Source organism: Paenibacillus jilunlii, from assembly GCF_900102965.1.
Lineage (GTDB): Bacteria > Bacillota > Bacilli > Paenibacillales > Paenibacillaceae > Paenibacillus_AQ > Paenibacillus_AQ jilunlii.
This window is the reverse complement of sequence record NZ_FNGM01000007.1, coordinates 149,025-169,903: the sequence shown is the minus strand read 5'-3', so window position 1 is coordinate 169,903 and position 20,879 is coordinate 149,025. Positions and strand designations below refer to the sequence as shown.

24 protein-coding genes are annotated in these 20,879 nt (G+C 52.7%); 12 read left to right on the top strand and 12 right to left on the bottom strand.

What is annotated here, in order from left to right; translation table 11 throughout:
- Nucleotides 1-74: 74 nt before the first annotated feature.
- The 7 genes from BLQ82_RS14320 to BLQ82_RS14290 form a co-directional block, all read right to left on the bottom strand.
- Nucleotides 75-797: a rhamnogalacturonan acetylesterase gene (locus tag BLQ82_RS14320; protein WP_074648243.1), complete on the bottom strand. Its 723-nt coding sequence runs from the start codon at nt 795-797 to the stop codon at nt 75-77.
- Between the two features lie 87 nt (nt 798-884).
- The gene (gene uxaC, locus BLQ82_RS14315; RefSeq protein WP_062527509.1) at nt 885-2,297 is read right to left on the bottom strand and encodes a glucuronate isomerase; all 1,413 of its coding nucleotides are present in this window, start codon (nt 2,295-2,297) and stop codon (nt 885-887) included.
- 33 nt (nt 2,298-2,330) lie between these two features.
- Nucleotides 2,331-3,818 carry a UxaA family hydrolase gene (locus BLQ82_RS14310; protein WP_062527510.1) on the bottom strand — a complete coding sequence of 496 codons (1,488 nt, stop codon included), beginning with the start codon at nt 3,816-3,818 and terminating at the stop codon, nt 2,331-2,333.
- Nucleotides 3,819-3,845: 27 nt separating this feature from the next.
- Nucleotides 3,846-5,267 (bottom strand): tagaturonate reductase, encoded by a 1,422-nt coding sequence (locus BLQ82_RS14305; protein WP_062527512.1) that lies wholly within the window; start codon nt 5,265-5,267, stop codon nt 3,846-3,848.
- Between the two features lie 166 nt (nt 5,268-5,433).
- A complete protein-coding gene (locus BLQ82_RS14300) occupies nt 5,434-6,435 on the bottom strand; it encodes a LacI family DNA-binding transcriptional regulator (protein WP_082722816.1) in 1,002 nt (333 codons plus the stop codon).
- A gap of 285 nt (nt 6,436-6,720) precedes the next feature.
- Entirely contained in the window at nt 6,721-6,936 is a 216-nt protein-coding gene (locus BLQ82_RS14295; protein WP_062527516.1) for a hypothetical protein, read from the bottom strand.
- 194 nt (nt 6,937-7,130) lie between these two features.
- Nucleotides 7,131-7,349: a hypothetical protein gene (locus BLQ82_RS14290; protein WP_020428986.1), complete on the bottom strand. Its 219-nt coding sequence runs from the start codon at nt 7,347-7,349 to the stop codon at nt 7,131-7,133.
- Nucleotides 7,350-7,481: 132 nt separating this feature from the next.
- On the opposite strand from BLQ82_RS14290, the gene BLQ82_RS31985 reads away from it, so the two are divergent.
- From BLQ82_RS31985 to BLQ82_RS14270, 5 genes are all read left to right on the top strand, one after another.
- A complete protein-coding gene (locus tag BLQ82_RS31985; protein ID WP_157243857.1) occupies nt 7,482-7,628 on the top strand; it encodes a hypothetical protein in 147 nt (48 codons plus the stop codon).
- A gap of 22 nt (nt 7,629-7,650) precedes the next feature.
- A complete protein-coding gene (locus tag BLQ82_RS14285) occupies nt 7,651-8,304 on the top strand; it encodes a carbon-nitrogen hydrolase family protein (RefSeq protein WP_074648261.1) in 654 nt (217 codons plus the stop codon).
- 70 nt (nt 8,305-8,374) lie between these two features.
- Entirely contained in the window at nt 8,375-8,845 is a 471-nt protein-coding gene (locus tag BLQ82_RS14280) for a hypothetical protein (protein WP_062527520.1), read from the top strand.
- A gap of 119 nt (nt 8,846-8,964) precedes the next feature.
- On the top strand, nt 8,965-10,092 hold the full coding sequence (locus BLQ82_RS14275; protein WP_062527521.1) for a DNA alkylation repair protein: 1,128 nt from the start codon (nt 8,965-8,967) through the stop codon (nt 10,090-10,092).
- Nucleotides 10,093-10,267: 175 nt separating this feature from the next.
- A complete protein-coding gene (locus BLQ82_RS14270; protein WP_062527523.1) occupies nt 10,268-10,819 on the top strand; it encodes a hypothetical protein in 552 nt (183 codons plus the stop codon).
- A 137-nt stretch (nt 10,820-10,956) separates the two neighbouring features.
- On the opposite strand, the gene BLQ82_RS14265 is transcribed toward BLQ82_RS14270, so the two are convergent.
- The 3 genes from BLQ82_RS14265 to BLQ82_RS14255 all read right to left on the bottom strand — a co-directional run bounded on the left by BLQ82_RS14265 (nt 10,957) and on the right by BLQ82_RS14255 (nt 13,872).
- A complete protein-coding gene (locus BLQ82_RS14265) occupies nt 10,957-11,859 on the bottom strand; it encodes a manganese catalase family protein (RefSeq protein ID WP_062527525.1) in 903 nt (300 codons plus the stop codon).
- A 325-nt stretch (nt 11,860-12,184) separates the two neighbouring features.
- On the bottom strand, nt 12,185-13,222 hold the full coding sequence (locus BLQ82_RS14260) for a metallophosphoesterase family protein (RefSeq protein ID WP_062527527.1): 1,038 nt from the start codon (nt 13,220-13,222) through the stop codon (nt 12,185-12,187).
- An 86-nt stretch (nt 13,223-13,308) separates the two neighbouring features.
- Complete coding sequence (locus tag BLQ82_RS14255) at nt 13,309-13,872, bottom strand: hypothetical protein (RefSeq protein WP_062527530.1); 564 nt, start codon at nt 13,870-13,872, stop codon at nt 13,309-13,311.
- A gap of 76 nt (nt 13,873-13,948) precedes the next feature.
- Between BLQ82_RS14255 and BLQ82_RS14250 the strand changes: the two genes are divergently transcribed.
- The 4 genes from BLQ82_RS14250 to BLQ82_RS14235 all read left to right on the top strand — a co-directional run bounded on the left by BLQ82_RS14250 (nt 13,949) and on the right by BLQ82_RS14235 (nt 16,525).
- Nucleotides 13,949-14,524: a TetR/AcrR family transcriptional regulator gene (locus BLQ82_RS14250; protein WP_062527533.1), complete on the top strand. Its 576-nt coding sequence runs from the start codon at nt 13,949-13,951 to the stop codon at nt 14,522-14,524.
- Between the two features lie 154 nt (nt 14,525-14,678).
- Nucleotides 14,679-15,341, top strand: coding sequence for a ribonuclease H (gene rnhA, locus BLQ82_RS14245; RefSeq protein WP_062527535.1), 663 nt, complete (start codon nt 14,679-14,681; stop codon nt 15,339-15,341).
- A gap of 79 nt (nt 15,342-15,420) precedes the next feature.
- Nucleotides 15,421-16,089: a uracil-DNA glycosylase gene (locus tag BLQ82_RS14240; RefSeq protein ID WP_062527538.1), complete on the top strand. Its 669-nt coding sequence runs from the start codon at nt 15,421-15,423 to the stop codon at nt 16,087-16,089.
- A 31-nt stretch (nt 16,090-16,120) separates the two neighbouring features.
- Nucleotides 16,121-16,525 carry a hypothetical protein gene (locus BLQ82_RS14235; RefSeq protein ID WP_062527540.1) on the top strand — a complete coding sequence of 135 codons (405 nt, stop codon included), beginning with the start codon at nt 16,121-16,123 and terminating at the stop codon, nt 16,523-16,525.
- Between the two features lie 139 nt (nt 16,526-16,664).
- Here BLQ82_RS14235 and BLQ82_RS14230 read toward each other — a convergent pair whose 3' ends face one another.
- A complete protein-coding gene (locus BLQ82_RS14230) occupies nt 16,665-17,780 on the bottom strand; it encodes an AI-2E family transporter (RefSeq protein ID WP_062527542.1) in 1,116 nt (371 codons plus the stop codon).
- Between the two features lie 163 nt (nt 17,781-17,943).
- Between BLQ82_RS14230 and BLQ82_RS14225 the strand changes: the two genes are divergently transcribed.
- A complete protein-coding gene (locus BLQ82_RS14225; RefSeq protein WP_062527544.1) occupies nt 17,944-18,417 on the top strand; it encodes a general stress protein in 474 nt (157 codons plus the stop codon).
- A gap of 18 nt (nt 18,418-18,435) precedes the next feature.
- Here BLQ82_RS14225 and BLQ82_RS14220 read toward each other — a convergent pair whose 3' ends face one another.
- Nucleotides 18,436-18,741 (bottom strand): hypothetical protein, encoded by a 306-nt coding sequence (locus BLQ82_RS14220; RefSeq protein ID WP_062527547.1) that lies wholly within the window; start codon nt 18,739-18,741, stop codon nt 18,436-18,438.
- Between the two features lie 405 nt (nt 18,742-19,146).
- Here BLQ82_RS14220 and BLQ82_RS14215 point away from each other — a divergent pair, with 405 nt between their 5' ends.
- Both BLQ82_RS14215 and pfkB read left to right on the top strand, forming a co-directional pair.
- The gene (locus BLQ82_RS14215; protein ID WP_062527549.1) at nt 19,147-19,908 is read left to right on the top strand and encodes a DeoR/GlpR family DNA-binding transcription regulator; all 762 of its coding nucleotides are present in this window, start codon (nt 19,147-19,149) and stop codon (nt 19,906-19,908) included.
- A gap of 34 nt (nt 19,909-19,942) precedes the next feature.
- Nucleotides 19,943-20,854 carry a 1-phosphofructokinase gene (pfkB, locus tag BLQ82_RS14210; protein WP_062527551.1) on the top strand — a complete coding sequence of 304 codons (912 nt, stop codon included), beginning with the start codon at nt 19,943-19,945 and terminating at the stop codon, nt 20,852-20,854.
- Nucleotides 20,855-20,879: the final 25 nt, after the last annotated feature.

Below are 20,879 nucleotides of genomic sequence, written 5' to 3'. Positions count from 1 at the left end.
CGGAGTCCGGCGTTCGATAACATCGCGAACCCGATGTTCCTCTCTTCCGATGATCGGCGGAGTCCATGGGAGCCTTAGATTGCTGGCATGCTCTCTGCGGCGCGAAACCCCGGCCGCCGCAAATATGCATGCAAGGCAGCCAGCTCTGCCGACTGCGAGATCGCCTCGGCGGTCAGGCCAGCTATGCGGGCGGCGCCTTCTTTGCAGAAATGCGTGTCATCCGTGATGCCCTGCGGATAATTGGGATGCACGCTTGCAGGCAGATGCATGAACAGCTGCCGCGAGCCGTCCACTCCCAGCACGCGGTACAACTGCTGGGAGGAGGCAAAAATATCAAGCAGCGGCGTGCCGGTCTGCGCTGCAACCTCGCGCACCGCTTCCGGGTACAGCCCGACCGCGAGCGGGTCAGGTTCGCTGCCTGCAGTGAACCGGCGGCGGCTGACCGAAGTCAGCAGAACAGGGTATCCGCCGCGGCTGCGGGCAAATTCAATGAACGTGAGCAGATTCCGGCGGTACTCCGTAGAGGGATCGGTATAACGGGCGGGGTCCTCTACCTTCTGGTCATTGTGTCCGAACTGGATCAGCAGGTAGTCGCCGCTCCGGAAGTCCTTGCCGATATCCTCAAGCCGACCTTCCGCCAGGAAGGAGCGGGTGCTGCGTCCATTAACCGCCCGGTTATCTACAGCAATATCAGGGCTGAAATGCTCTTGAAGGAATTCTCCCCAGCCGGTCATTGGCTTTTCGCCTCCGCCCTTCTGTGCGGCGGTGGAGTCACCGGCAATATATAGCGTAGGCATAATATACTTCCTTTCCTGATACTTTGTACTTTGTGCCTTTAATGGTTATCTTCAAAAGGATGGCGTGTCCGCTTCTGTCTAGCTGTGCTACTTGGCTGCGCTGCGGGCTTCAAAGCCGAAGTAGCCGGCGGCGTTGTTGTAGGCAATATCCTCCACCAGCTGTCCAAGCAGGGCCTGGTCGTCCGGCGCTTCACCGCGCCCGGCCAATTCGCCCAGCAGCTCACAGAGCACACGCCGGAAATACTCGTGGCGGGTATAGGACAGGAAGCTGCGCGAGTCGGTGAGCATGCCGACGAAATTGCCCAGCAGGCTGTTGTCGGCCAGCAGGGTCAGCTGGCGGCGCATCCCGTCGCGGGTATCGTTGTACCACCAGCCGGAGCCGAGCTGAAGCTTGCCTGCGGTGTCCTTTTGATAGCAGCCCATCAGCGCGAGCAGGGCAGGGTAATCTCCCGGATTCAGAGAATACAGGATGGTCTTCGGCAATCCCTTACTGCATTCGGCCCGGTCCAGCAGCTTCGAGAGCGCCTCTGCCAATGACAGGTCATTAATTCCGTCATACCCGGTATCCGGGCCCAGCCGCCGGAACATCGGCGTATTATTGTTGCGGAAGGCGTGCAGGTGCAGCTGCATGGTCCAGTTTTTATCATGGTACATTCCAATCAGTTCTGACAGCAGCTCTGTCCGGTAGACTGTAATTTCTTCCGGCGACAGAACAGCACCTTCCAGACGTTTGGCAAAAATCCGCTCCAGCTGTGAAGCTTCACCAGCCGCCTGATAACGCAGCACATCCAGCGCATGGTCTGATAGCCGGCAGCCGTTCTGATGGAAAAATTCCACACGGCTCCGCAAGGCTTCAACCAGCGTATCATACGTGGTTACGGGCACTCCAGCAGCTTCCCCCAGCCGGGTAAGCCAAACCGTGAAGCCATCGGCGTCGATATTAAGCGCTTTGTCGGGTCGGAAGGTCGGGAAGACCTGAAAGTCCTGCTCCGACTCCTTCAGCAGCCGGTGATATTCCAGGGAATCCGCCGGATCATCGGTGGTACAGACGATTTTAACATTGGATTTCCGGATCAGACTCCGCCGCGTATAGGCCGGTTCAGCCAGCTTGCGGTTCACTTCCTCCCAGATCGCAGGAGCGGAAGCCTCGTTCAGCGTCTCGTTAATCCCGAAGAAACGGCGCAGTTCCAGGTGGGTCCAGCTGTACAGGGGATTGCCGACAGCCTTCGGGAGCGTACGGGCCCAGGCCAGGAACTTGTCATAGTCGGAAGCATCTCCGGTAATATGGGATTCCGGAACCCCGTTAGCGCGCATAAGCCGCCATTTGTAATGATCCCCGGCCAGCCAGGCTTCGGTGAGGTTGCGGAACGCCTTGTCTTCATAGATTTCCTTCGGGTCGAGGTGGCAGTGGTAATCAATAATCGGCATGGTTTTGGCATGATTATGAAAGAGCCGGCGTGCCGTTTCGCTGGTCAACAGAAAATCGTCATTTAAAAACATTGCAATTCTCCCTTTGCTTGGATTTGATCAGGATTAGAGCGTAACTCCGGTTTTGAAAATCGCCAGCTCACGTACTTCGTTCTGCTCGTTGCGCGTTTTTTGGCCGCTGGCCACATCGATAATGTAGGCGATAAATTCCTCAAGCACATCGGCCATCGGACGCTCCAGCAGCGGTCCGGCATTGAAGTCCATCCAGTGGCCCTTTTTGGCAAAAAGCTCATTGTTGGTCGCCACCTTGACCGTAGGCACAAAGCTGCCAAACGGTGTTCCCCGGCCGGTCGTAAAAAGCACAAGCTGGCAATCCGAAGCGGCGAGGGCGGAGGCCGCCACCAGGTCGTTGCCCGGAGCTTGCAGAAGACTGAGGCCTTTGCGGCGCAGCTTCACCCCGTAATCCAGCACATCCACAACGGGCGAGCTGCCTGCCTTTTGCGTACAGCCCAGCGATTTGTCTTCAAGCGTGCTGATTCCTCCGGCTTTGTTGCCGGGAGAGGGATTCTCGTACACCGGTTCACCGTATGAGAGGAAGTACTGCTTGAAGTTATTGATCAGGGAAACGATGTCTTCAAAGACCTCGCGGTTCTCCGCACGTGCCATGAGCATCTTTTCCGCCCCGAACATTTCAGGGACCTCGGTCAGCACGGAGGTTCCGCCCTGGGAGATAATGAAGTCGGAAAAAGCGCCCAGCAGCGGATTTGCAGTAATACCGGAGAAACCATCGGAGCCGCCGCACTTCAGGCCGATGTTCAGCTCACTGAGTGGAACGGGCTCGCGGACATCATTTTTTGCGGCCTCGTACAGCTCTTCAAGCAGAGCCAGACCGGCTTCCACCTCATTGCCCACCTCCTGGGCGACGAGGAATTTGACCCGGCTCTCGTCATAGCCGCCCAGCATGCTGCGGAATTCGGAGACGATATTATTCTCGCAGCCCAGGCCGAAGACAAGCACGCCCCCGGCGTTGGGATGATTTACGGCATCCAGCAGGATGCTGCGGGTCATGCGGTGGTCGTCGCCGAGCTGCGAGCAGCCGTAAGGATGCTTAAGCACAGTGAAGTTGTCGAAACCGCCCGGATCGGGATGCTCTGCCTTGAACTCCTGCAGCATCTGCTCGGCGATGCCGTTCACGCAGCCAACTGTAGGGATGATGAACAGATCATTGCGGATGCCAACCTTGCCGTTTGCCCTGCGGTAGCCCTGGAAGGTCAGGTCGCGTTTCGGATAGGCGACAGGATGCAGGTCGGGAAGATATTCATATTCTTCCTCTCCCGACAGGTTGGTTTTGATGTTATGCGTATGAATCCAGTCACCCGCCCGGATCTCCTCCACCGCATGCCCGATAGGGTATCCGTATTTGGTAATGACATCGCCCTTCGCGAAGCCGGTTAAGGCGATTTTATGCCCCTGCGGAATATCCTGGGCGGCTGTGAGGCTAAGCCCTTCAAAGGAAAGTACTTCACCGGAGGCAATCGGACGCAGCGCGACGGCTACTGTATCCCGGGGATTCATTTTCATTAATCGTTTCATGCTGTCCCTCCTATAAAAAATGATGAATTAGGCTTCTGAACGGACCAACTGCTGCAGTGCGGCACGGCTGTCGGAGCTTTGAAGCTGGTGCAGCTGGGCGTCAATTGCTTCAGTAAGGCCCGGCACCTGTGACAGGTCCTGGCCCCACAGGCTGACTTCTCTAAGAATTGAAGCAGCGAAGGTGGGAGGATTGCCCCAGGCTTGATCAAAGACTTCCAACACTTCAGCACTGTCCTGACGTTTCACACGGTCTCCCCGGTAACTGAGCAGCAGTGCGGCAAGGGCCAGTGTAATCAATGGCGGCAGCTGGCCGCGTTCCTGCTGATACCGGAGGAGTACAGGGAGAAGCCGGGTTTTAAACTTGGAGATGCTGTTCAGTGAAATCGAGGCCAGCTCGTGGCGGATGAACGGATTCTTGAAGCGCTCCAGCACAGCGTCCGCGTAAGAGAGAAGCTCTTCTTGCGGCAGATCCAGCATCGGAATAAGCTCTTCATCCAAAAGCCCGCGCACAAAGCGGTAGAACGTTTCATCGTTCATCACATCCTCCACGGTTTCGAGCCCTGCCATCATGGCGAGGGGAACCATGGCTGTATGCGGCCCATTCAGCAGATGAACCTTGCGCTCGCGGTAGAGGGTCATGTCATCTGTAACGACTACGTTAAGTCCGGCTTTCGCCAGCGGAAGCCGTTCGGACAGCCACGCCGGGCCTTCAATGACCCAGAACAGGAACGGCTCTGCGGTTACCATCAGCTTGTCGAGGTAGCCCAGCTCAGCTTCCAGCTCAGCGGCCTTGTCGCGCGGATAACCCGGAACAATCCGGTCAACCAGACTGCAGCAGAAGGTGTTCTCGGCGTCCAGCCACTGCAGGAACGCTTCACCCAGGTTCCAATCTGCGGCGTATTGGCGCACAATTTCCCGCAGCTTTTCCCCATTGCGGTCAATCAGCTCACAGGGGATGATGACGAAGCCTTTTTTGCCCAGCTCAAACCGTCTGTAGAGAAGGGCGGTCAATTTGGCAGGAAAGCTTGAGGGAGGCGCATCCTTCAAACGGTCTCCCGGCTGATAGGCGATGCCTGCTTCGGTTGTATTGGAGGTGATAAACTCCAGCTCATCATTTTCGGCCAGGGCCAGATACGCTTCATAGTCGCTGTAGGGATTGATCACCCGGCTGACACTGGTGATGATCTCGCGCGAATTGACTGGCTGCTCCTGCATGATGCCGTTCAGCAGCACCGTGTAGAGATTATCCTGCTCGGCCATCAGTCCGCCGAGTCCCTGGCCGATCGGCACGACAACCGCTGCGCTTCCGTTGAACAGGCCTTGTTTGTTCATCTGCTGCAGCTGCCAGTCTACGAAGGCACGCATGAAATTCCCTTCCCCAAATTGAATCATCCGTTCCGGATATTGCGGCAGGCCGGGCTGAGTGGTTCTGGATAAACGCTGTGTCATAAGTGTTCAATAATCTCCTTTTATAATGAATTGGAATAATGCACACGTGAACATTTTAAACAAAAAAAGAGAGGCTCTTTTTTTAAAGCTTAAGTGGAATTAGTAGAACTAATCCGCGGGACAATGTCCAAATGAAAAGATTAGTTGGAATTCGCCAACCCCCTCATTACTGCTGTAATTCAGCTACCGTCTGGCGTATGACTAACGATGTCTTCACGAACAGCTGCTGGGGTTGGGTCTCCGGCTGCTGAAGCAGCTGGACCAGCATTTTGGTGCCAAGCTCGCTGATTTCTGTAATCGGTTTGCGGACTGTGGTCAAGGCGGGATTCGTGTACCGGGAGAACATGATATCATCGAATCCAATCAGAGAAATCTTGCCGGGAACATCAGCCTTGTGGGCGTAGCAGGCATTCATCGCACCAATCGCCATATCGTCATTGGAGCAGAATACGGCTGTCGGCGGATCTTCTAGCAGGAGCAGAGCAGCCATAGCCGCATAACCGCTCTCAATACTGTAATCACCCGCCGCAAAATAATCGGAGTTCAGCGGAAGGCGATGGGCAATCAGGCTGTCCATGAAGCCCTGCTTGCGCTCGCTCGACGACTTGAAGCCGGGTTTGCCTTCGATAATGGCGAATTTCTGGTGTCCCTGCCGGGCGGCATAGTCGATGGCTTCCTTCACACCTTCACGGTCATTTGCCACCACGTTCATAATGCCGGGATCTTCAAGCTGGCGGTTCAGCACGACCAGTGGGATGCCCATCTTCTTCACATGATAGATAAAGGCATTATCCTCATCGCTCTGGCTCATGACCAGGATACCGTCAAAGCGCTGCGGCTGAATATTGCCAAAATGATGCACGCCGTCAATGCCGTTGACCGTCAAGTTGAAGTTCTCATCCAGGATGTGGCTGATTCCCTTGATGGCATCCACCAGGAAACTGGCCGAGGTCCCTTGCTCAATGCTGGAGAAAAACAGACCAATAGTGAAGGACCGTCTGGTTACCAGGCTTTTGGCGCTGTAATTGGGGATGTAGTTCATTTCTGCGGCGATTTTTTCTATTTTGTCCCGGGTGACCTTCTTGATCAGCGGGCTGCCGTTCAGCGCCCGGGAAACGGTTGTATGGGAGACGCCGGCAACACGTGCAATATCTTTGATGGTGATCATAATATCTCTCCGGAAAAATAGAATTGTTAACGATTTCAGTTTACGGCCTCGGCACTGTCAAGTCAAGGAATTATTGAAATGCACACGTTAAAATTTTATGGCGGAGTGTTACCTCCGGGGCACTCGTTGCCAAAAAGGCGGGCTCACGCTCTAAACGTGTGCCGCCTTTTCGTTAGTAATTTACCGGCTGTGTGCTATCCAGATTATCAATGGTTTAGGTGTATGCGGCCTAAGTCCATTTTCACACCGTCAAGATTGCACCAGATTCTTGCCATAGGGGTGTTCTTACTTGTCCGTGGTAGTATTGCCAGCCCGATGCTTGCCGGATTCCTTAGGGGGATCGCCGGTCAGGGTTTCCTGCACATTATCCATAATACCTCCGACGATATCGTCCAGCTTGTCCGTAGAGGCTGTCTGTCCAGGTCTGCTGGCATCGGGGATCTGGTTAAAGCCGGGACTGCGCCCGTCCGTGAAATTCTCTTGGTCGCTCATGCCTCTCATTCCTTTCTCTCCTGCAAAAGTTAGGATATGTCCCAAACGGCCATCTTATGTAACGATTAACCAAATGGGAGGAACTGAACCACTATACAGGGGGAGAAGGGGGTCAGGGCAGTGCCGTAATGCCAAGGGCTTACAGCCTTTCATCTGGAGTAAGCAGGATAATTATGCTCAAGGCGGAATGTAATAGAGATGGATCAGGCTTTGTTATGCTGGAATTTCGTGATTTCCCGGTCGTAATGGGAGACGCTGCCGTCGAATCTTTTGAGGCGTACATAGTCTTCAGCAAATTTCTCGACGATTCCGATGCCCACCTGGGAATACATTCCATCCGGGTCGAGCTGCAGCGCGGACACATAGGTCTGCGATAGGGCGGCGACAAAAAAATCAACATTTTTAACAAGTGTCTGCGGCATGGCTGACATTCCTCCGTTCGTTCGCTTTAGCGCGGGTGTCTACAAAAGCTTTTTATCTATAATACGCCAGGTAGTACATTTTGAAAACAAGATTTAATTTGCAAAATATGTGAAAATGACGCTTTTCTGAAAATGCACCGCGAAGGTGTGCTGGAGCAGTATAAGAAGTCCGCAATCGCCAAAGAAACAGAAAAACAGTGGGTTGACGAAATGTTCACCGGGTATCTGGAGCAGTTGCCGATCCGCGATTGGGAGGCGGTTGCCGCGCTGGAGCAGTGAGTAAATGTATGGAGGAATCCTGATGAAATTACTGGTCTCCCAGCCTGATCATGAAGCTGATATGTTGAAGCTGCAAGAGGAGCTGAGGCAGTGGTCCGCTTATTGTGATGCAGTGCTCTACCCTGAAGGGTATGTAGCCGATACCGGCAGTGTGCAGATACTCCGCAGTCTTGCCAGGCAGTATAGGAAGCTGATGATTACCAGTTACAAAGACGATAACGGCAAAGACAGAGCGTTAATGATCGGTCCGGACGGAGAGATTTTATTGGAACGGGCGAAGTCTCCGATGCAAGGAGAGCTGCATACTCCTTCGGTAGTTGAGGCTGGTGATATAAGGATAGGTTATCTGCTGTGTGTTGAAATTTTGCAGGGGCTGAGCGGGCTGGAAGGGAATGCTGGAACCTTAGATTTCATCGCTCATCCGATTGGAGTGGGAATGTTCAGTGAAGAACAGTTCGCCTTGTGGACGGTGGAGGCAGCGCGGATCGCTGTGAAATATCAATGTCCCATCATTGGGACCAGCCATGCCGACGGCTCCTACCGGAACTGCGGGGTGTCCATCCCTATATCCTACTGTATACAGGCAAACGGGCAACCGCTGTTCATTTCACACGCTGACACACGAAGCCGTATTGTGGATTTGAAAAGCGGTACGGTTGTGATTGCTGAAACATGAACAGGTCTCGCCGGAATCGTTAGAGGACAGCATAAGTGATTGGTTATAAATTGGGGGAGGAGGTGCCGTGATGCCTTTAATTACACCAGGAGGAAAATACATATACGGCTGGCTTAAGGTAAAAGAAGACCGCACACTGTATTTGCCGGACGAGCCGCTTGAAGAGTATGGCATACAGAAATGCAGCAAGCTTTTTATAATGTCGGGGAGCGGAACCTCGGGAGGATTCAGTGTAATGTCCAGAGGGATGCTGGAAGCGCACAAATCCTACCTCCTTGATGTTCTGAAAAAAGATCCTGTTCTGTTTAACCAGACTGAAGAAGGCTACATATACCGCACCAAACAGAGGATATTCAGCTGGGTCTATCTGGATGAGCGACATTATATCTCGTTTCCTGAAAATGTTCTGGAAGCCATGGGTGTCTGCATACAGGATGAGCTGTTAAGCATCCGTTCCAGCAATGTTGCCTTTGTAAATATTTTACAAGGCCCAATCGTGGACAGAGCCAGAAAAAGCACTGAGCTTAAACATTATTCATAATCCTGCCGATTGAATATGACATTAAGCTGTCGAGTTATTTATGTTACGCTCTTCTGGCTACACTTGTAACCAGAAGTGTAATACACTGCACAGGCAGTAACCGGCAGGAGGAGACAGAAATGGCGGAACCGTTAAAAGCAATGTACAATGAGGGATTTCTGCGCAGCTTCGGCAAAAAGCTGCTGTCCGTATATAGCGGGTTTGATCTGGAGGGATTCGTCACTACGGCGATGAAGGACCCCTGGGAAGAACTGGAGCTAAAGGGACGGATGCGGCGGATCACGGAGACACTGGGAGCATTTTTGCCCCGGCGGTATGAGGATGCTCTGGAAATTCTTTTTGCCATAGATAAAGAGTGCGTAGGCTTCCCGTATCTGATCTTCCCCGATTTCGTTGAGGTATTCGGAGGAAGCGATGAGCACTGGGAACTGTCCATGTCAGCGCTGGAACGCTTCACGCCCAAATCGTCGGCAGAATTTGCCGTCCGGCCGTTTCTGCTGCGGGACCCGCAGCGGATGATGGCGCAGATGCTGCGCTGGTCGCAGCACCCGGACGAGCATGTGCGGCGGCTGTCGAGCGAGGGCAGCCGGCCCCGCCTTCCCTGGGGCCAGGCGCTGCCCATGTTCAAGCGTGACCCGTCGCCGGTGCTCCCGGTGCTGGAGCAGCTGAAGGCAGACTCTTCGCTATACGTGCGCAAGAGTGTGGCGAACAATCTGAACGACATCGCGAAGGACCACCCCGGTGTCGTGATTGATATGGTCCGGCGCTGGAAAGGCGTAAATGCGCACACAGACTGGATCGTGCGGCATGGCTGCCGCACGCTGATCCGCAAAGCGAACCCTGAGGTTCTGGCGCTTTTTGGTTATGCAGGCCAGGAGGACGAAACCCCGCTTGCCGTCAGCGCCATCCTGTCTGTGGAGCCTGCGGAACTGCAGATAGGCGGGAGCTGTGAGCTGGCTTATGCCCTTAACGTCCGCGAGGGGGATGAGGCCCGTATACGTATAGAATACGGAATTGATTTTGTAAAAGCCGGGGGCAAAACCTCGCGCAAGCTGTTCCTGCTCTCGGATAAAACGGTTCCGGGAGGCACCCGCCTAACCGGAAAACGGACCCACCGCTGGGCGGATCTGACCACCCGCCGCCATTATGCGGGGGAACATAAGATCACCCTGCTGGTGAACGGCCGGGAAGCGGCATCTACAGAGCTTGTACTGAAGCCGCAGCGCAAAGGAGACTTGGAGCTGTGATAAGCAGCAGACTCTGCTGCCTCCAATGCTGCGGATCTGGGAGGAGCTATGAATTGTTGGACCTGAACCGTTTCAGCGCTGTAGTACTTTCTGCGAATGAAGCCTCGGTGCCGGGCGGTGTACCCCATGATACGAATGTCTACTTGATTCTAAAGCTAAGTGAGAAGGGTTGACCGTGAACAAACTGCTAGCTTATCCGGATCTGCTGATGTCCTTTTTGGTGATTTTACTTGCAGGCTGTGAAGATATAGAGCATTCTGCTCCCGCCTTGCAGCCCGAGCCGTCTGCGGAGGCTGTAAATATGCCGGAACAGATGCCTGAGGATTTTGCATTTTCTGTGCGTTATGGGATTACTGCTAAGAATGAGATCAATACCTTTAAGGGCACGGTAACGAAGGATTTGATTTCCAAGGGTTCTGCTACAGCAAAGCTCAGGCTGACGGATGCTGAAAGGAGTAAGATTTACCGGCAGATGCGTGAGATGAATGTACTGGGTGGTATGGAGCTGGAGATTGCGGACAAAAGCTGCAGGCAGATCCCCTATGATGAGGAATACTGGATCATTCGGGTCAATAGCGAGCAGAAGGCGTTAAATTGGAGCGGAGAGTATTGCCAAACCACTCCGGATGCCAGGAAGCTGCAGAAACTGCGGGACCAGATTGTGAAGCTGGTCCAGAGCAAGCCCGAATATCAGGCGCTTCCTGAATCGGTTGGCGGGTATGATTAATCGGACCAAAACGGCTGCGCTGTCCAGTTAAGGACGGCGCAGCCGTTTTCATTGGCTGAACCAGTGCCGTTTTATTAAATGAATGCGAGGCTGCTTCTGCTTGCCCATATCAGACTAACCGTTATACTCATGCTGGCCTAATCTTTTATATTTCCTGCCATCTTGAGGCGTTTGGCAATTTCCTTGAATTCCTCGGCGGAAATGCCCGGTGCGAACTCTTCCTTGGATTCTGGCGCTTCAGGGATAGGTACGCCTTCAGGCGCCCCTTGAATCACTTCCAGCGGAAGGCCGTCTTCAGGATGGGTGCCCTTCCAGATCTGGTCAATGGAGCTGAAGTCATTGTCGCTCCAAGTGTACAGTTTGGTGTGCACCCCTTTTTCTTCATATTTGGCTGCTTCGGTAAAAGACTTGTTGCTGAGGGAAGGGATAGGCACCAGCTTGGTGACGTTGACGCCCGTTGCAATCTCCAGCGCTTTGGCATAGGCCACCACATGGACGCCGCCGCGGACGAGCAGGAAACCGACGACCGCCCGTGCAGCCGGATGGTCGGTCATTTCATAGACCTTCATTTTGTGTGTTCTTGCTCCGCATTCCAGGAAGAAGTTATGCAGCAGATCCTCCACCAGGTTACCGCTGTTGAACACATTGGCCCCGGTCCATGGATTGCCCATGGAATCGAACGGCATCGCCCCCTGGGCTCCGGCCAGGAAGTGATAGGACAGCCGGGCATCTTTTACAGCATCCAGTGGGGTGGAGTCCGGTTCCTTGTATGCTGTTGAGCCTCTGAGGCATTTATTCACCGCATGCGATACCAGCTCGACATGGCCCAGCTCCTCGGCCGTTATACTCATTACCAGATCGTAGAAGGGCTTCAGCTTGTCTTTGGAACGGAAGTTAAAAGATTGATAGAGATAATTGTTAAGTGTGGACATCTCGCCGAATTTTCCTCCAAGCAGTTCTTGTACGGCGGCTGCGGCATTAGGGTCCGGCTTCTCGACATCGGGAATCTCGATCATGATCTCATCCATGCGTTTGAACATTGAATCCTCATCCTCCTTAGCGCTTCAGCAGAAGTGTACCTACCGCCCTAACTTAAACGCAATCCACTGTTCTTAAACATTACGACTACCGCTCCGCAAGCTCTATATGCAGTTGTTGATTAAGAAAAATTGATCTTTGTGAAGGGGGAGCAACATGCATTTTTGCATAAAGACACCTGGAAATTCAACTCTGCAAGTTCAAATTCCCATTTCACTAGATACTCCAGCTTAATTCAGCAAGAATGTCAGCGAGCTAGCGCTAGCCTGCGTAGCGGAACGCTTCCTGAAATTTCTGCCCGTGTAGATTCCCTAGTGCAGCAGGTTCTCATCTGTGCAGCCTGGTCGCTTGCGCCCACATCTCCAGGTCCAGCTTGAAGGTGTTGTAGTCCAAGGCATGATCCGCAGAGGAATAGTGCAGCATGCCGTACTGATGGGGATATACGGATAGGGCGCTGTTTGCGATGTCGTATATGCTGCTATCGTTCCTGCTGCTTTTACTGATGTCCTGGATGTGAATATGGCCGCTGAGGGCAGTGTTAATACCGTTTCTTGTCAGGGCTTCGATCACCCCGGCATTATCATTGACTGTGAAGCCTTTCTGAATGAACTCACTGTGATCCAGCAGACTGTGATGCATGACCGCCACGATCTGCGCGCCGCTGTCTGCCGCCAGCTTGCCGCATTCATCGATCCACTGCAGCGTCGAGGCTGCTACTCTTCCGTCCAACTGAGGATGTCCAAGTTGCTTGTTATTGGTGTATTGGCTGGTATCCAGCATGAGAAGCCACAAGTCGCCGGAGGGAGCTGCCAGATAACTCAGGGAATCCCGATCCTCCAGCAAAGCTTCGTCATACCCGAAATCTTGATAGAGGTTGCGGAATTTCTGCGGAGTAACATTGTCCGCCCGATACCTCCGTTGGCCCTTGAATTTGCGGGCCCATGGATTCAGGATGTCGTGATTGCCGGGGATGACGTAGACCCGTGTCCCCGTATCCTGCTCAATGGCTTTCAGATGCTTCGCCAGATCCTGATGGCTGCGTTTCTCTCCGTTATTGCTGAGGTCCCCGCTGATGATAACGGCATCCGGCTTCCGGATGGCAATATCGTTGGCGAGTGCACCGATAAGTTCTTCGCTGTAGCCTAGCTGCTTCCCGTCCCCGGCGGCGAGAAATTGGGTGAAGGCCGGGCCATAGTCGGTCAGGCTTTTGGACAAGTAGTGTGTGTCTGTTGTAGTCAGAATGGTCAGATCCTGTCCGGACTGAATCCGATACTGCGGCAGCTGCGTCTTATCCTCTGGCCAGCTGCACGAAAACAGGGCAAGCAGCGGAGTTACAAGCATAAGCCTGCGGAATGAAATATGCATGATAGCCTCTTTTCTCCCCTAACCCGCAAAGAGGTGCTTCCCCGGCATTCAAGCCGTAAGGGAAGCACCTTTGCGGTAATCCGTAATTATTTTTTGACTTCGGTTACACCTGTTACTTTGCCCTGGTCCGACGCACTGTAGGTGGCCTGGTATTTATCATCGGAGAAATAGACATTGCCCTCGATGGTGGCATTCACCACTTTGAAGCCGTTCGCTTGCACATAGACATCACCAACAAAAGTGCCGCCCTGAATTTGGGTATTTTCACTTTTAATCGTAATTTTGGGAGCCGTCAGTCTAAAGGAGTTGGTGATATTGTGATCCGCATCCTGCGTGTACAGCGCGATCTTGCGTGCGGGTTCACCCTTGTTGCTGAACTCTCCTTCGACGACAAGATCCTCCGTAAAGGTCAGATCCTTCAGTGTGGCGGCAATCCAGGTGCCCTCTTTGCTGATCGCCTTTTTGAAATCCTCGCCGTTGTCAACCACGGAAGCCGAGGTTACAGCATCCGGTGCGGCGGTGGCATTGCTGGCGTTCCCGTTGTTTGCCGGCGTATTTGTGCCTGCCGTGTTATTGTTGTCCGCTGAGTTGCCGCATCCGACAAGCAAGGTCAGAACGAATATCGCCGCTAAGGCTGCAAGCTTTTTCATGTGAATATCCTCCTTCTGGTTAATATTTACCGAACGTTCTATAAATGATAAAATAGAGGCAGAAAGGAGCTTGATGATGGCAAGAAGCAAAGAGTTTGATGTCGACAACGTGCTGGGCAAAGCAATGAATGTTTTTTGGCAGCAGGGCTATGAGAAAACCTCGATGCAGGATCTGGTTGCCGGCATGGGCATTCACAAGCGGAGCATGTACGATACTTTTGGTGATAAGCATACTTTATATATAAAATCCATGGAACGTTTTGCAGAGATGACTGTCAGCAGAATGGAAGGGCGCGTAGAAGGCGTGGATTCCGCCAAAGAAGCCATCCGGCTGCTGTTCGATATGATCATCCATAGGCAGGACACGGAGCCCGCAGGCTGCCTCCTGGTGAACACTGCGGTTGAACTGGCCAATCATGACCCGGAGGCCACCTCCAAAGTAAACGATGCTTTTCTGAATACTGAGCGGCTGCTGGAACAACTGATAACCCACGGGCAAGCAAGCGGAGAAATATCTGAACATCTCCGGGCGGCTGACCTTGCGGTATTCCTGCATAATGCGCTGGTGGGACTTCGGGTTATGGTCAAATCGAGCCCGGATCCAAGCAAGCTGCAGCGGATTGCCGATACTACACTTGCGGTCCTGGACTAATTTCCGTGGGTATATTATGAACCTGCAGCCGGGTTATTATCCGCTGAAATATGCGGCGGCTGCGGGCCTCGTTATTTAGGACTTCAAACTCGCTGCCGTTTGGATTACAATATTCTTTTGACCTCGCAATTGAGGCTGGAAGGGGAAGATCACAATCGCTAAGCAGAAATATTATGTGGTCTGGGAGGGCAAGAAGCCCGGTGTATACGGAACATGGGCGGAATGCCAGGCACAGACGGATCATTATACGGGGGCAAAATATAAATCCTATGAATCCAGGGCCGCGGCGGCTGCTGCCTTCAAGGCTGGCTGGAAGGGCAATTGGGGAAGCGGAGCAGCCGCATCAGGAGCAGGCAAAAGCAAACCGGCAAGCTCCTATAAGCGCAGCACAGCCGCAGCAACCCCGGCAGAAATTGAGTATGACAGCATTTCCGTGGATGTGGGGACGCGGGGCAACCCAGGGCCTGTGGAATATAAGGGTGTGGATACACAGACCGGAGACATTATCTTTTCCTGCGGACCTATTTCCAAAGGCACCAATAATCTTGGCGAGTTCCTGGCGATCGTCCATGCGCTGGCCCTGCTGAAGAAAGAGGGCAGCAGCCGGACGATCTACAGCGATTCTGTGAATGCCATGAAATGGGTCAAGCAGAAGAAGGTGGCTACCACGCTGCCGCGCGATGCTTCCACAGAGGAAATCTGGACGCTGATCGACCGCGCGGAACGCTGGCTGCAGACGAATACATACAACAACAAGATTCTCAAGTGGCAGACCAAAGAGTGGGGCGAGATTAAGGCTGATTACGGGCGCAAATAATCTGCCGGGAGCCGGATATATTTTGGGTAATAACAGGTAATGACTGAATAACACGCATGGGAGCGGAAGGAGAACGGAGATGTTCGGCAACGATTGGGATGAGATCCTGCAGGAAGAAACGCAGAAGTCCTATTTTCAGGAGCTGCGCTATGCACTGGCACGGGAGTACAAGCAATACACGGTCTACCCGCCCAAGGAGGAACTGTTCTCGGCGCTTAAGCTGACGCCATACAACAGAACACGGGTAGTTATTCTGGGGCAGGACCCCTATCATGGAGCAGGACAGGCACATGGACTCAGCTTCTCGGTCAAACCGGGAGTGCGGATACCGCCTTCCCTGCGCAATATCTACACAGAACTGCATGAAGACATGGGTGTTTCTATTCCGAACCACGGATCGCTGATGCATTGGGCTGAGGAAGGGGTGCTGCTGCTGAATGCTGTACTGACTGTCCGGGAAGGCCAGCCGAACTCCCATAAAGGGCTCGGTTGGGAGACTTTCACCGATGCGGTGATGGAGAAGCTGAATGAGCGGCAGGAGCCTCTGGTTTTTATCCTGTGGGGCAGCCATGCCCAGCAAAAAGGGGCATATATCGACCGCAGCCGCCACCTGGTGATCCAGTCTCCGCATCCCAGCCCATTCTCGGCGCACCGGGGATTTCTGGGCAGCCGGCCGTTTTCCCGGGCCAACCAGTATCTGGAGTCGCATGGCTTACAGGGAATAGACTGGTCCATACCGAATATATAGTCAGCTCAGAGACAGCAAAGGGGGTGGGGCCATGAAGCATTGGGTAGGCAGGCCCGTTATTATGTACTGCGGCGAAGAACCCTACACGATCATAAAAGGTGTTTTGCGCAAATGGGACCCGGCGGCTTCGGTGGCTGTAATTGGCCATCAGGAAATCGCGGTGCCCTTTCATGACATTGTATTCATCAAGGCTCTGGCCCCCAAGGAAAGAGCCCTGGCCCCGACGCTGCATGCTGTCGGATACGTCATGAGAGAACGCCAGCAGTTCGACAATGCAGTCTATTTTAAATCGGCAGTAACCGTCTGGAAGGGCGATGAGCTGATTGCTTACAATACAACGATTGTTTCACATACCAAGGGCTCCGTTACGTTGAAGGATGGACAGAATCTGCTGAAAGGCAGCCATGTCTTTGTAGTACGTTCCCTCCGGGGCTGACCGGTTCCGGCAGCAAAAGACGCAGGCTTCTCCATGAGAGAGGCTTGCGTCTTTTTTTAACAGTATCTATCGGGTCCCCGAAAGGAATCAGCTTCAATGCAATGGCTCCACTTTGTAGGGCTATATTGGTAGTATAAACTTAGCTGTCCTGAGTCAGATTCTGCTCATCTTTGACAACCGTAACCTCTTCCACACGCTCGGCGATGATAATCTCGTAAATATGCAGGAAAATGATTTTGAGGATCATATAGACCGGAAGCGCGATTAACACGCCGATGATCCCATAGAAATCGCCCCCCACCAGCACCAGCACTACAGTAGTCAGCGGATGCACATCCAGTGATTTTCCATAAATAATCGGAGAAAGCACATTATCCTGAATCTGCTGGGCGATGACTATAATCACCACCGACCAGATAGCCATCGTAGGGGACTCTATAAAACCCACGATCACAACGGGAACAGCAGCCAGGAGCGAGCCGACATACGGAATGAAATTAAGCGGGATAGATATGATGGCAAGCATCAGGGAATAAGGCAGTCCGATAATCAGGAAACCGATATAGAGCATGGCCCCCAGCACCACGTTCAGCAGCACTCTTGTAACAATGAATCCGCTGAGCGCACTGTCGATATCCTGCAGCATATCCTGCCCTTCCTTGCGGTATTTTCTTGGCACCAGGCTGAGCAGGATGGGGGAGAGCTTATGTCCATCCTTCAGCATGTAGTACAGAATAATAGGCAGAGTAGCAATGACCACTACAATGCTTGATACCACACTGATCAGATTGGACATGGAATTGGTCACCCAGGTGATAGTATCGCTCAAGTAACCCGATATCCGTGCTGACAGATCGGCATCCCCCTTGAAGAAGCGGGAAAAGTATGGGTCGCTCTGCAGCTTATTGAACTGTTCCTGGATCCCCTCTACAAGATAAGGAGTATTGTCGATAAAATTCTGGATTTGCTCGCGCAGCGTTGGCCAGACCAGCACCCAGAAGAGGACAAACAATCCTATGAACACGACATAGATCAGCAGAATGGACAGCATGCGGTTCAGTTTCTTGCTCTCCAGGAAATTGACGAGCGGACGCAACAAATAATACATAAAGCCTGACAGCATCATTGGCACAAGCAGCAGATTGAAAATAGCTACCAATGGTGTAATCAAAAAAACGACTTTGGAGCCCAGATATAGAATTGTCAAAAAAGCGATAATGGCCAGACATGTCCTAAAATATTTGCTTTGCAGCATTGCAGCACCCCCTGATCTCTCAATTATAGCAATATGTATCGATTCTATCTTTATAACCGGATTTTGCGAGAATGATTCAGATATCGCTTGTCCCAAACTTAGGATTTCTCTGGTTAGCCGCGGGAAGCTGAGGTTAATATCGCTTTAACAGGAGGAATGAGTGATGACGATACTGGTTGTGGGGATTTTTGGCCATCCGGGCGACGCTGCATTGGCGATTGAGGCTGTCCGGGAACAGGGAATCAAGCCGAAGCAGATTTCGGTGGTGACGAAGGAAAAGAATACGCTGAAGATGATCAGCCACGATACAGGGATTGGCCGCACAGAATCCGGCGAGGGGAATGAAGGCTTGTTCGGAACCGCCAAAGCGCTGGGTGTCGGGCTGGAAATGCTGCCTGATACAGCGGTTGCAGCCGGTCCGGCAGCCCGGAAGCTGGCAGGAGCGGATCTGGAGGGGGATGGACTTGCCGTCAGTCTGATCAGCATCGGAATTCCGCAGGAGGATGCGATAGTCTACGCCCGCCATGCAGGCAAGGAACATATTATTGTCATTGTAACCCTGGAGGAAGAGCAGCACCGGCAAGCGATAAGCAACTTGTTTGAACAGCATCATGCCATTCCGCTAGGCTCTCCATGAGCATACATGAATCGAAAATCAACGCAGTGGACGGTTTTTCCGTTTCGCTGCTTTTTTTTTTCTCGATTGTATGAACAGAACCGGATCTATGCCGGCCTGGCCCCCCGTTTCTTTGGTTACCTGCTTGGCTTTCACGAGAGATAAAAAGGCGAAGATGTCCCCCAATGCTGTCAGCCCGGCGGCAATAATGGCATAGTCTTCCGCATCCAGCTCTTCAGTTTCGAGGGGGGCACCGTTGCTGTTCTTAGTACTGTTGCCGCCAACGCCGCCATTCCCGTTATTACCGTATCCAAAGTTATTGTTGTTTTTGTTGTTATAGGCCATCTCCTGTTCACCTGCTTTTTCCCATATGTATTATAAAATATGTCAAACGGCGCCGGAAGGAATAGGCGAATGAGAGGATATTTCTGAACAGTATTTTTCTGGACAGCCGGGCGGGAAATGAGCAACAATGAGCGGAAATGAGCAGCTTGGAATTTCTTGGATCAAGTATTCAGGGTTACGGGCAAAAAAACCTTGGGGAAAGGGTATATTTATGCTGCATGAAGAGAAAATAAGCCAAAGAAAAATCACTTTACACCAGATGTAAACGCTGTTACAATCATAAATGAGCATAAATGATCAACAATGGTCACTGAGTGAGCGTGATTTTGATCATTTTGAGCATCGCTTCATAGATAGCATAACCGCAGTTTTACTATTCTTCGCTGTTCACAAGGAGTGGGCATCATGTTTGAAGAAGAACGCAAAAGAAGCATCGTCCAGTTTGTCGAAAGGCATACCCGGGCATCCGTACAGGAGCTTAGCCAGGATCTGGGCGTATCCGAATCCACCGTGAGGCGTGATTTGAAGGAGCTTGAAGAAGCACGGCTGCTGAAACGCACGCACGGCGGAGCGGTCTCGCTGCAGAGTGTGAATTTTGAAGCGGCGTTTCCGGACAAAGCCGACCGGTTTCTTGAAGAGAAGCAGCGGATCGCCCGCAAGGCTGTTGAGATGATTCAGGAAGGTGACGCCATCCTTCTGGATGGAGGGACCACAACGCTGCAGATCGCCAGGGCATTGAAGACGTTCTCGAACCTTAAGGTCATCACCAATTCCATGATTGCGCTCAATGAGCTGAAGGATTGCCGCAATATCGAAGTTTCGATCACCGGAGGGATGCTGCGGCCGGATACACTGGCTTTTGTCGGACCGATGACGGAGCGTTCGCTGGAAATGGTCCGCGTAGATAAAGCTTTTCTCGGGACGAACGGGCTGGATATGCATGAAGGCATCACTACGCCGAATATGCTGGAGGCCGCTACCAAACGCAAAATGATTGCCGTAGCCAAGCAGGCTATCCTTCTGGCAGACCACAGCAAGATTGGCCAGGTGTCCTTTTGCAAGGTGGCTGACCTGCAGGAAATCGATCACTGCATTCTGGATACTGGAGCACCTGAAGGCTTCATTCGCGGGCTGGAAGGCCTGGACCTCGACTACACCTTGGTGTAAGGGCCAGCTAAACACATAATAAAGAGGGATAACCATGATTTATACTGTGACGCTTAATCCTTCCATCGATTATATCGTGGAAGTTGAAGATTTGACGCTCGGCGGTTTAAACCGGATGATACGGGATCTCAAGCTCCCGGGCGGCAAAGGAATCAATGTCTCCCGTGTGCTGAACCAGCTTGGAGTGGACAATACGGCAACAGGCTTTCTGGGGGGCTTCACCGGAAGATATATCGGGCAATGGCTGGGTGAAGAGCAAATCTCGAGTGACTTCGTAACGGTAGCCGAGGACACTCGGATTAACATCAAGCTGAAGGCTGCTGAGGAAACGGAAATTAACGGAACCGGACCTGTGATTCGTGAGGAGGAAGCGGAGGCTTTACTGCTTAAGCTCGAAGGGCTGCAGGCCGGAGATATTCTGGTTTTGTCCGGAAGCGCTCCGCCTTCGCTGGGAGGAAGCTTCTACAGCAGGCTGATTGCGGAATGCAAACGCAAAAAGGCTGAGTTTGTAATCGACACCACAGGTCAGGCGTTGAAGGATGCGCTGGCTCAGGGGCCGCTGCTGGTAAAGCCCAATCATCATGAGCTGGCAGAGCTGTTCGGCGTGAGCATCGGCTCCAGAGATGAGATTATTACCTACGGCCGCAGATTGCTGGAATCAGGTGCACGATATGTTCTGGTGTCTATGGCAGGAGAGGGTGCGCTCTTCATTTCGGATCAAGGTGTGTACTATGCCAATGCACCAAAGGGTAAGGTGAAGAACTCGGTAGGAGCGGGGGACTCCATGATTGCCGGATTCGTCGGCACGCTGTCACTTACTGGCGATGTGCTGGAGGCCTTCCGGACAGGTGTAGCTTCAGGCAGTGCAACGGCCTTCTCGGATGACCTTGCGGACAGAGCGCTTATCGGGCAGCTTAAGACCCAGATTCAGATTGAGCAGATATAAGTCAAGCAGCACACTTGTGATTAAA

Coding starts and splice junctions, on each gene's coding strand:
- BLQ82_RS14320 (WP_074648243.1), bottom strand. CDS start 797: ATGCCTACGCTATATATTGCCGGTGACTCCACCGCCGCACAGAAGGGC.
- uxaC (WP_062527509.1), bottom strand. CDS start 2,297: ATGTTTTTAAATGACGATTTTCTGTTGACCAGCGAAACGGCACGCCGG.
- BLQ82_RS14310 (WP_062527510.1), bottom strand. CDS start 3,818: ATGAAACGATTAATGAAAATGAATCCCCGGGATACAGTAGCCGTCGCG.
- BLQ82_RS14305 (WP_062527512.1), bottom strand. CDS start 5,267: ATGACACAGCGTTTATCCAGAACCACTCAGCCCGGCCTGCCGCAATAT.
- BLQ82_RS14300 (WP_082722816.1), bottom strand. CDS start 6,435: ATGATCACCATCAAAGATATTGCACGTGTTGCCGGCGTCTCCCATACA.
- BLQ82_RS14295 (WP_062527516.1), bottom strand. CDS start 6,936: ATGAGAGGCATGAGCGACCAAGAGAATTTCACGGACGGGCGCAGTCCC.
- BLQ82_RS14290 (WP_020428986.1), bottom strand. CDS start 7,349: ATGCCGCAGACACTTGTTAAAAATGTTGATTTTTTTGTCGCCGCCCTA.
- BLQ82_RS31985 (WP_157243857.1), top strand. CDS start 7,482: ATGCACCGCGAAGGTGTGCTGGAGCAGTATAAGAAGTCCGCAATCGCC.
- BLQ82_RS14285 (WP_074648261.1), top strand. CDS start 7,651: ATGAAATTACTGGTCTCCCAGCCTGATCATGAAGCTGATATGTTGAAG.
- BLQ82_RS14280 (WP_062527520.1), top strand. CDS start 8,375: ATGCCTTTAATTACACCAGGAGGAAAATACATATACGGCTGGCTTAAG.
- BLQ82_RS14275 (WP_062527521.1), top strand. CDS start 8,965: ATGGCGGAACCGTTAAAAGCAATGTACAATGAGGGATTTCTGCGCAGC.
- BLQ82_RS14265 (WP_062527525.1), bottom strand. CDS start 11,859: ATGTTCAAACGCATGGATGAGATCATGATCGAGATTCCCGATGTCGAG.
- BLQ82_RS14260 (WP_062527527.1), bottom strand. CDS start 13,222: ATGCATATTTCATTCCGCAGGCTTATGCTTGTAACTCCGCTGCTTGCC.
- BLQ82_RS14255 (WP_062527530.1), bottom strand. CDS start 13,872: ATGAAAAAGCTTGCAGCCTTAGCGGCGATATTCGTTCTGACCTTGCTT.
- BLQ82_RS14250 (WP_062527533.1), top strand. CDS start 13,949: ATGGCAAGAAGCAAAGAGTTTGATGTCGACAACGTGCTGGGCAAAGCA.
- BLQ82_RS14240 (WP_062527538.1), top strand. CDS start 15,421: ATGTTCGGCAACGATTGGGATGAGATCCTGCAGGAAGAAACGCAGAAG.
- BLQ82_RS14235 (WP_062527540.1), top strand. CDS start 16,121: ATGAAGCATTGGGTAGGCAGGCCCGTTATTATGTACTGCGGCGAAGAA.
- BLQ82_RS14230 (WP_062527542.1), bottom strand. CDS start 17,780: ATGCTGCAAAGCAAATATTTTAGGACATGTCTGGCCATTATCGCTTTT.
- BLQ82_RS14225 (WP_062527544.1), top strand. CDS start 17,944: ATGACGATACTGGTTGTGGGGATTTTTGGCCATCCGGGCGACGCTGCA.
- BLQ82_RS14220 (WP_062527547.1), bottom strand. CDS start 18,741: ATGGCCTATAACAACAAAAACAACAATAACTTTGGATACGGTAATAAC.
- BLQ82_RS14215 (WP_062527549.1), top strand. CDS start 19,147: ATGTTTGAAGAAGAACGCAAAAGAAGCATCGTCCAGTTTGTCGAAAGG.
- pfkB (WP_062527551.1), top strand. CDS start 19,943: ATGATTTATACTGTGACGCTTAATCCTTCCATCGATTATATCGTGGAA.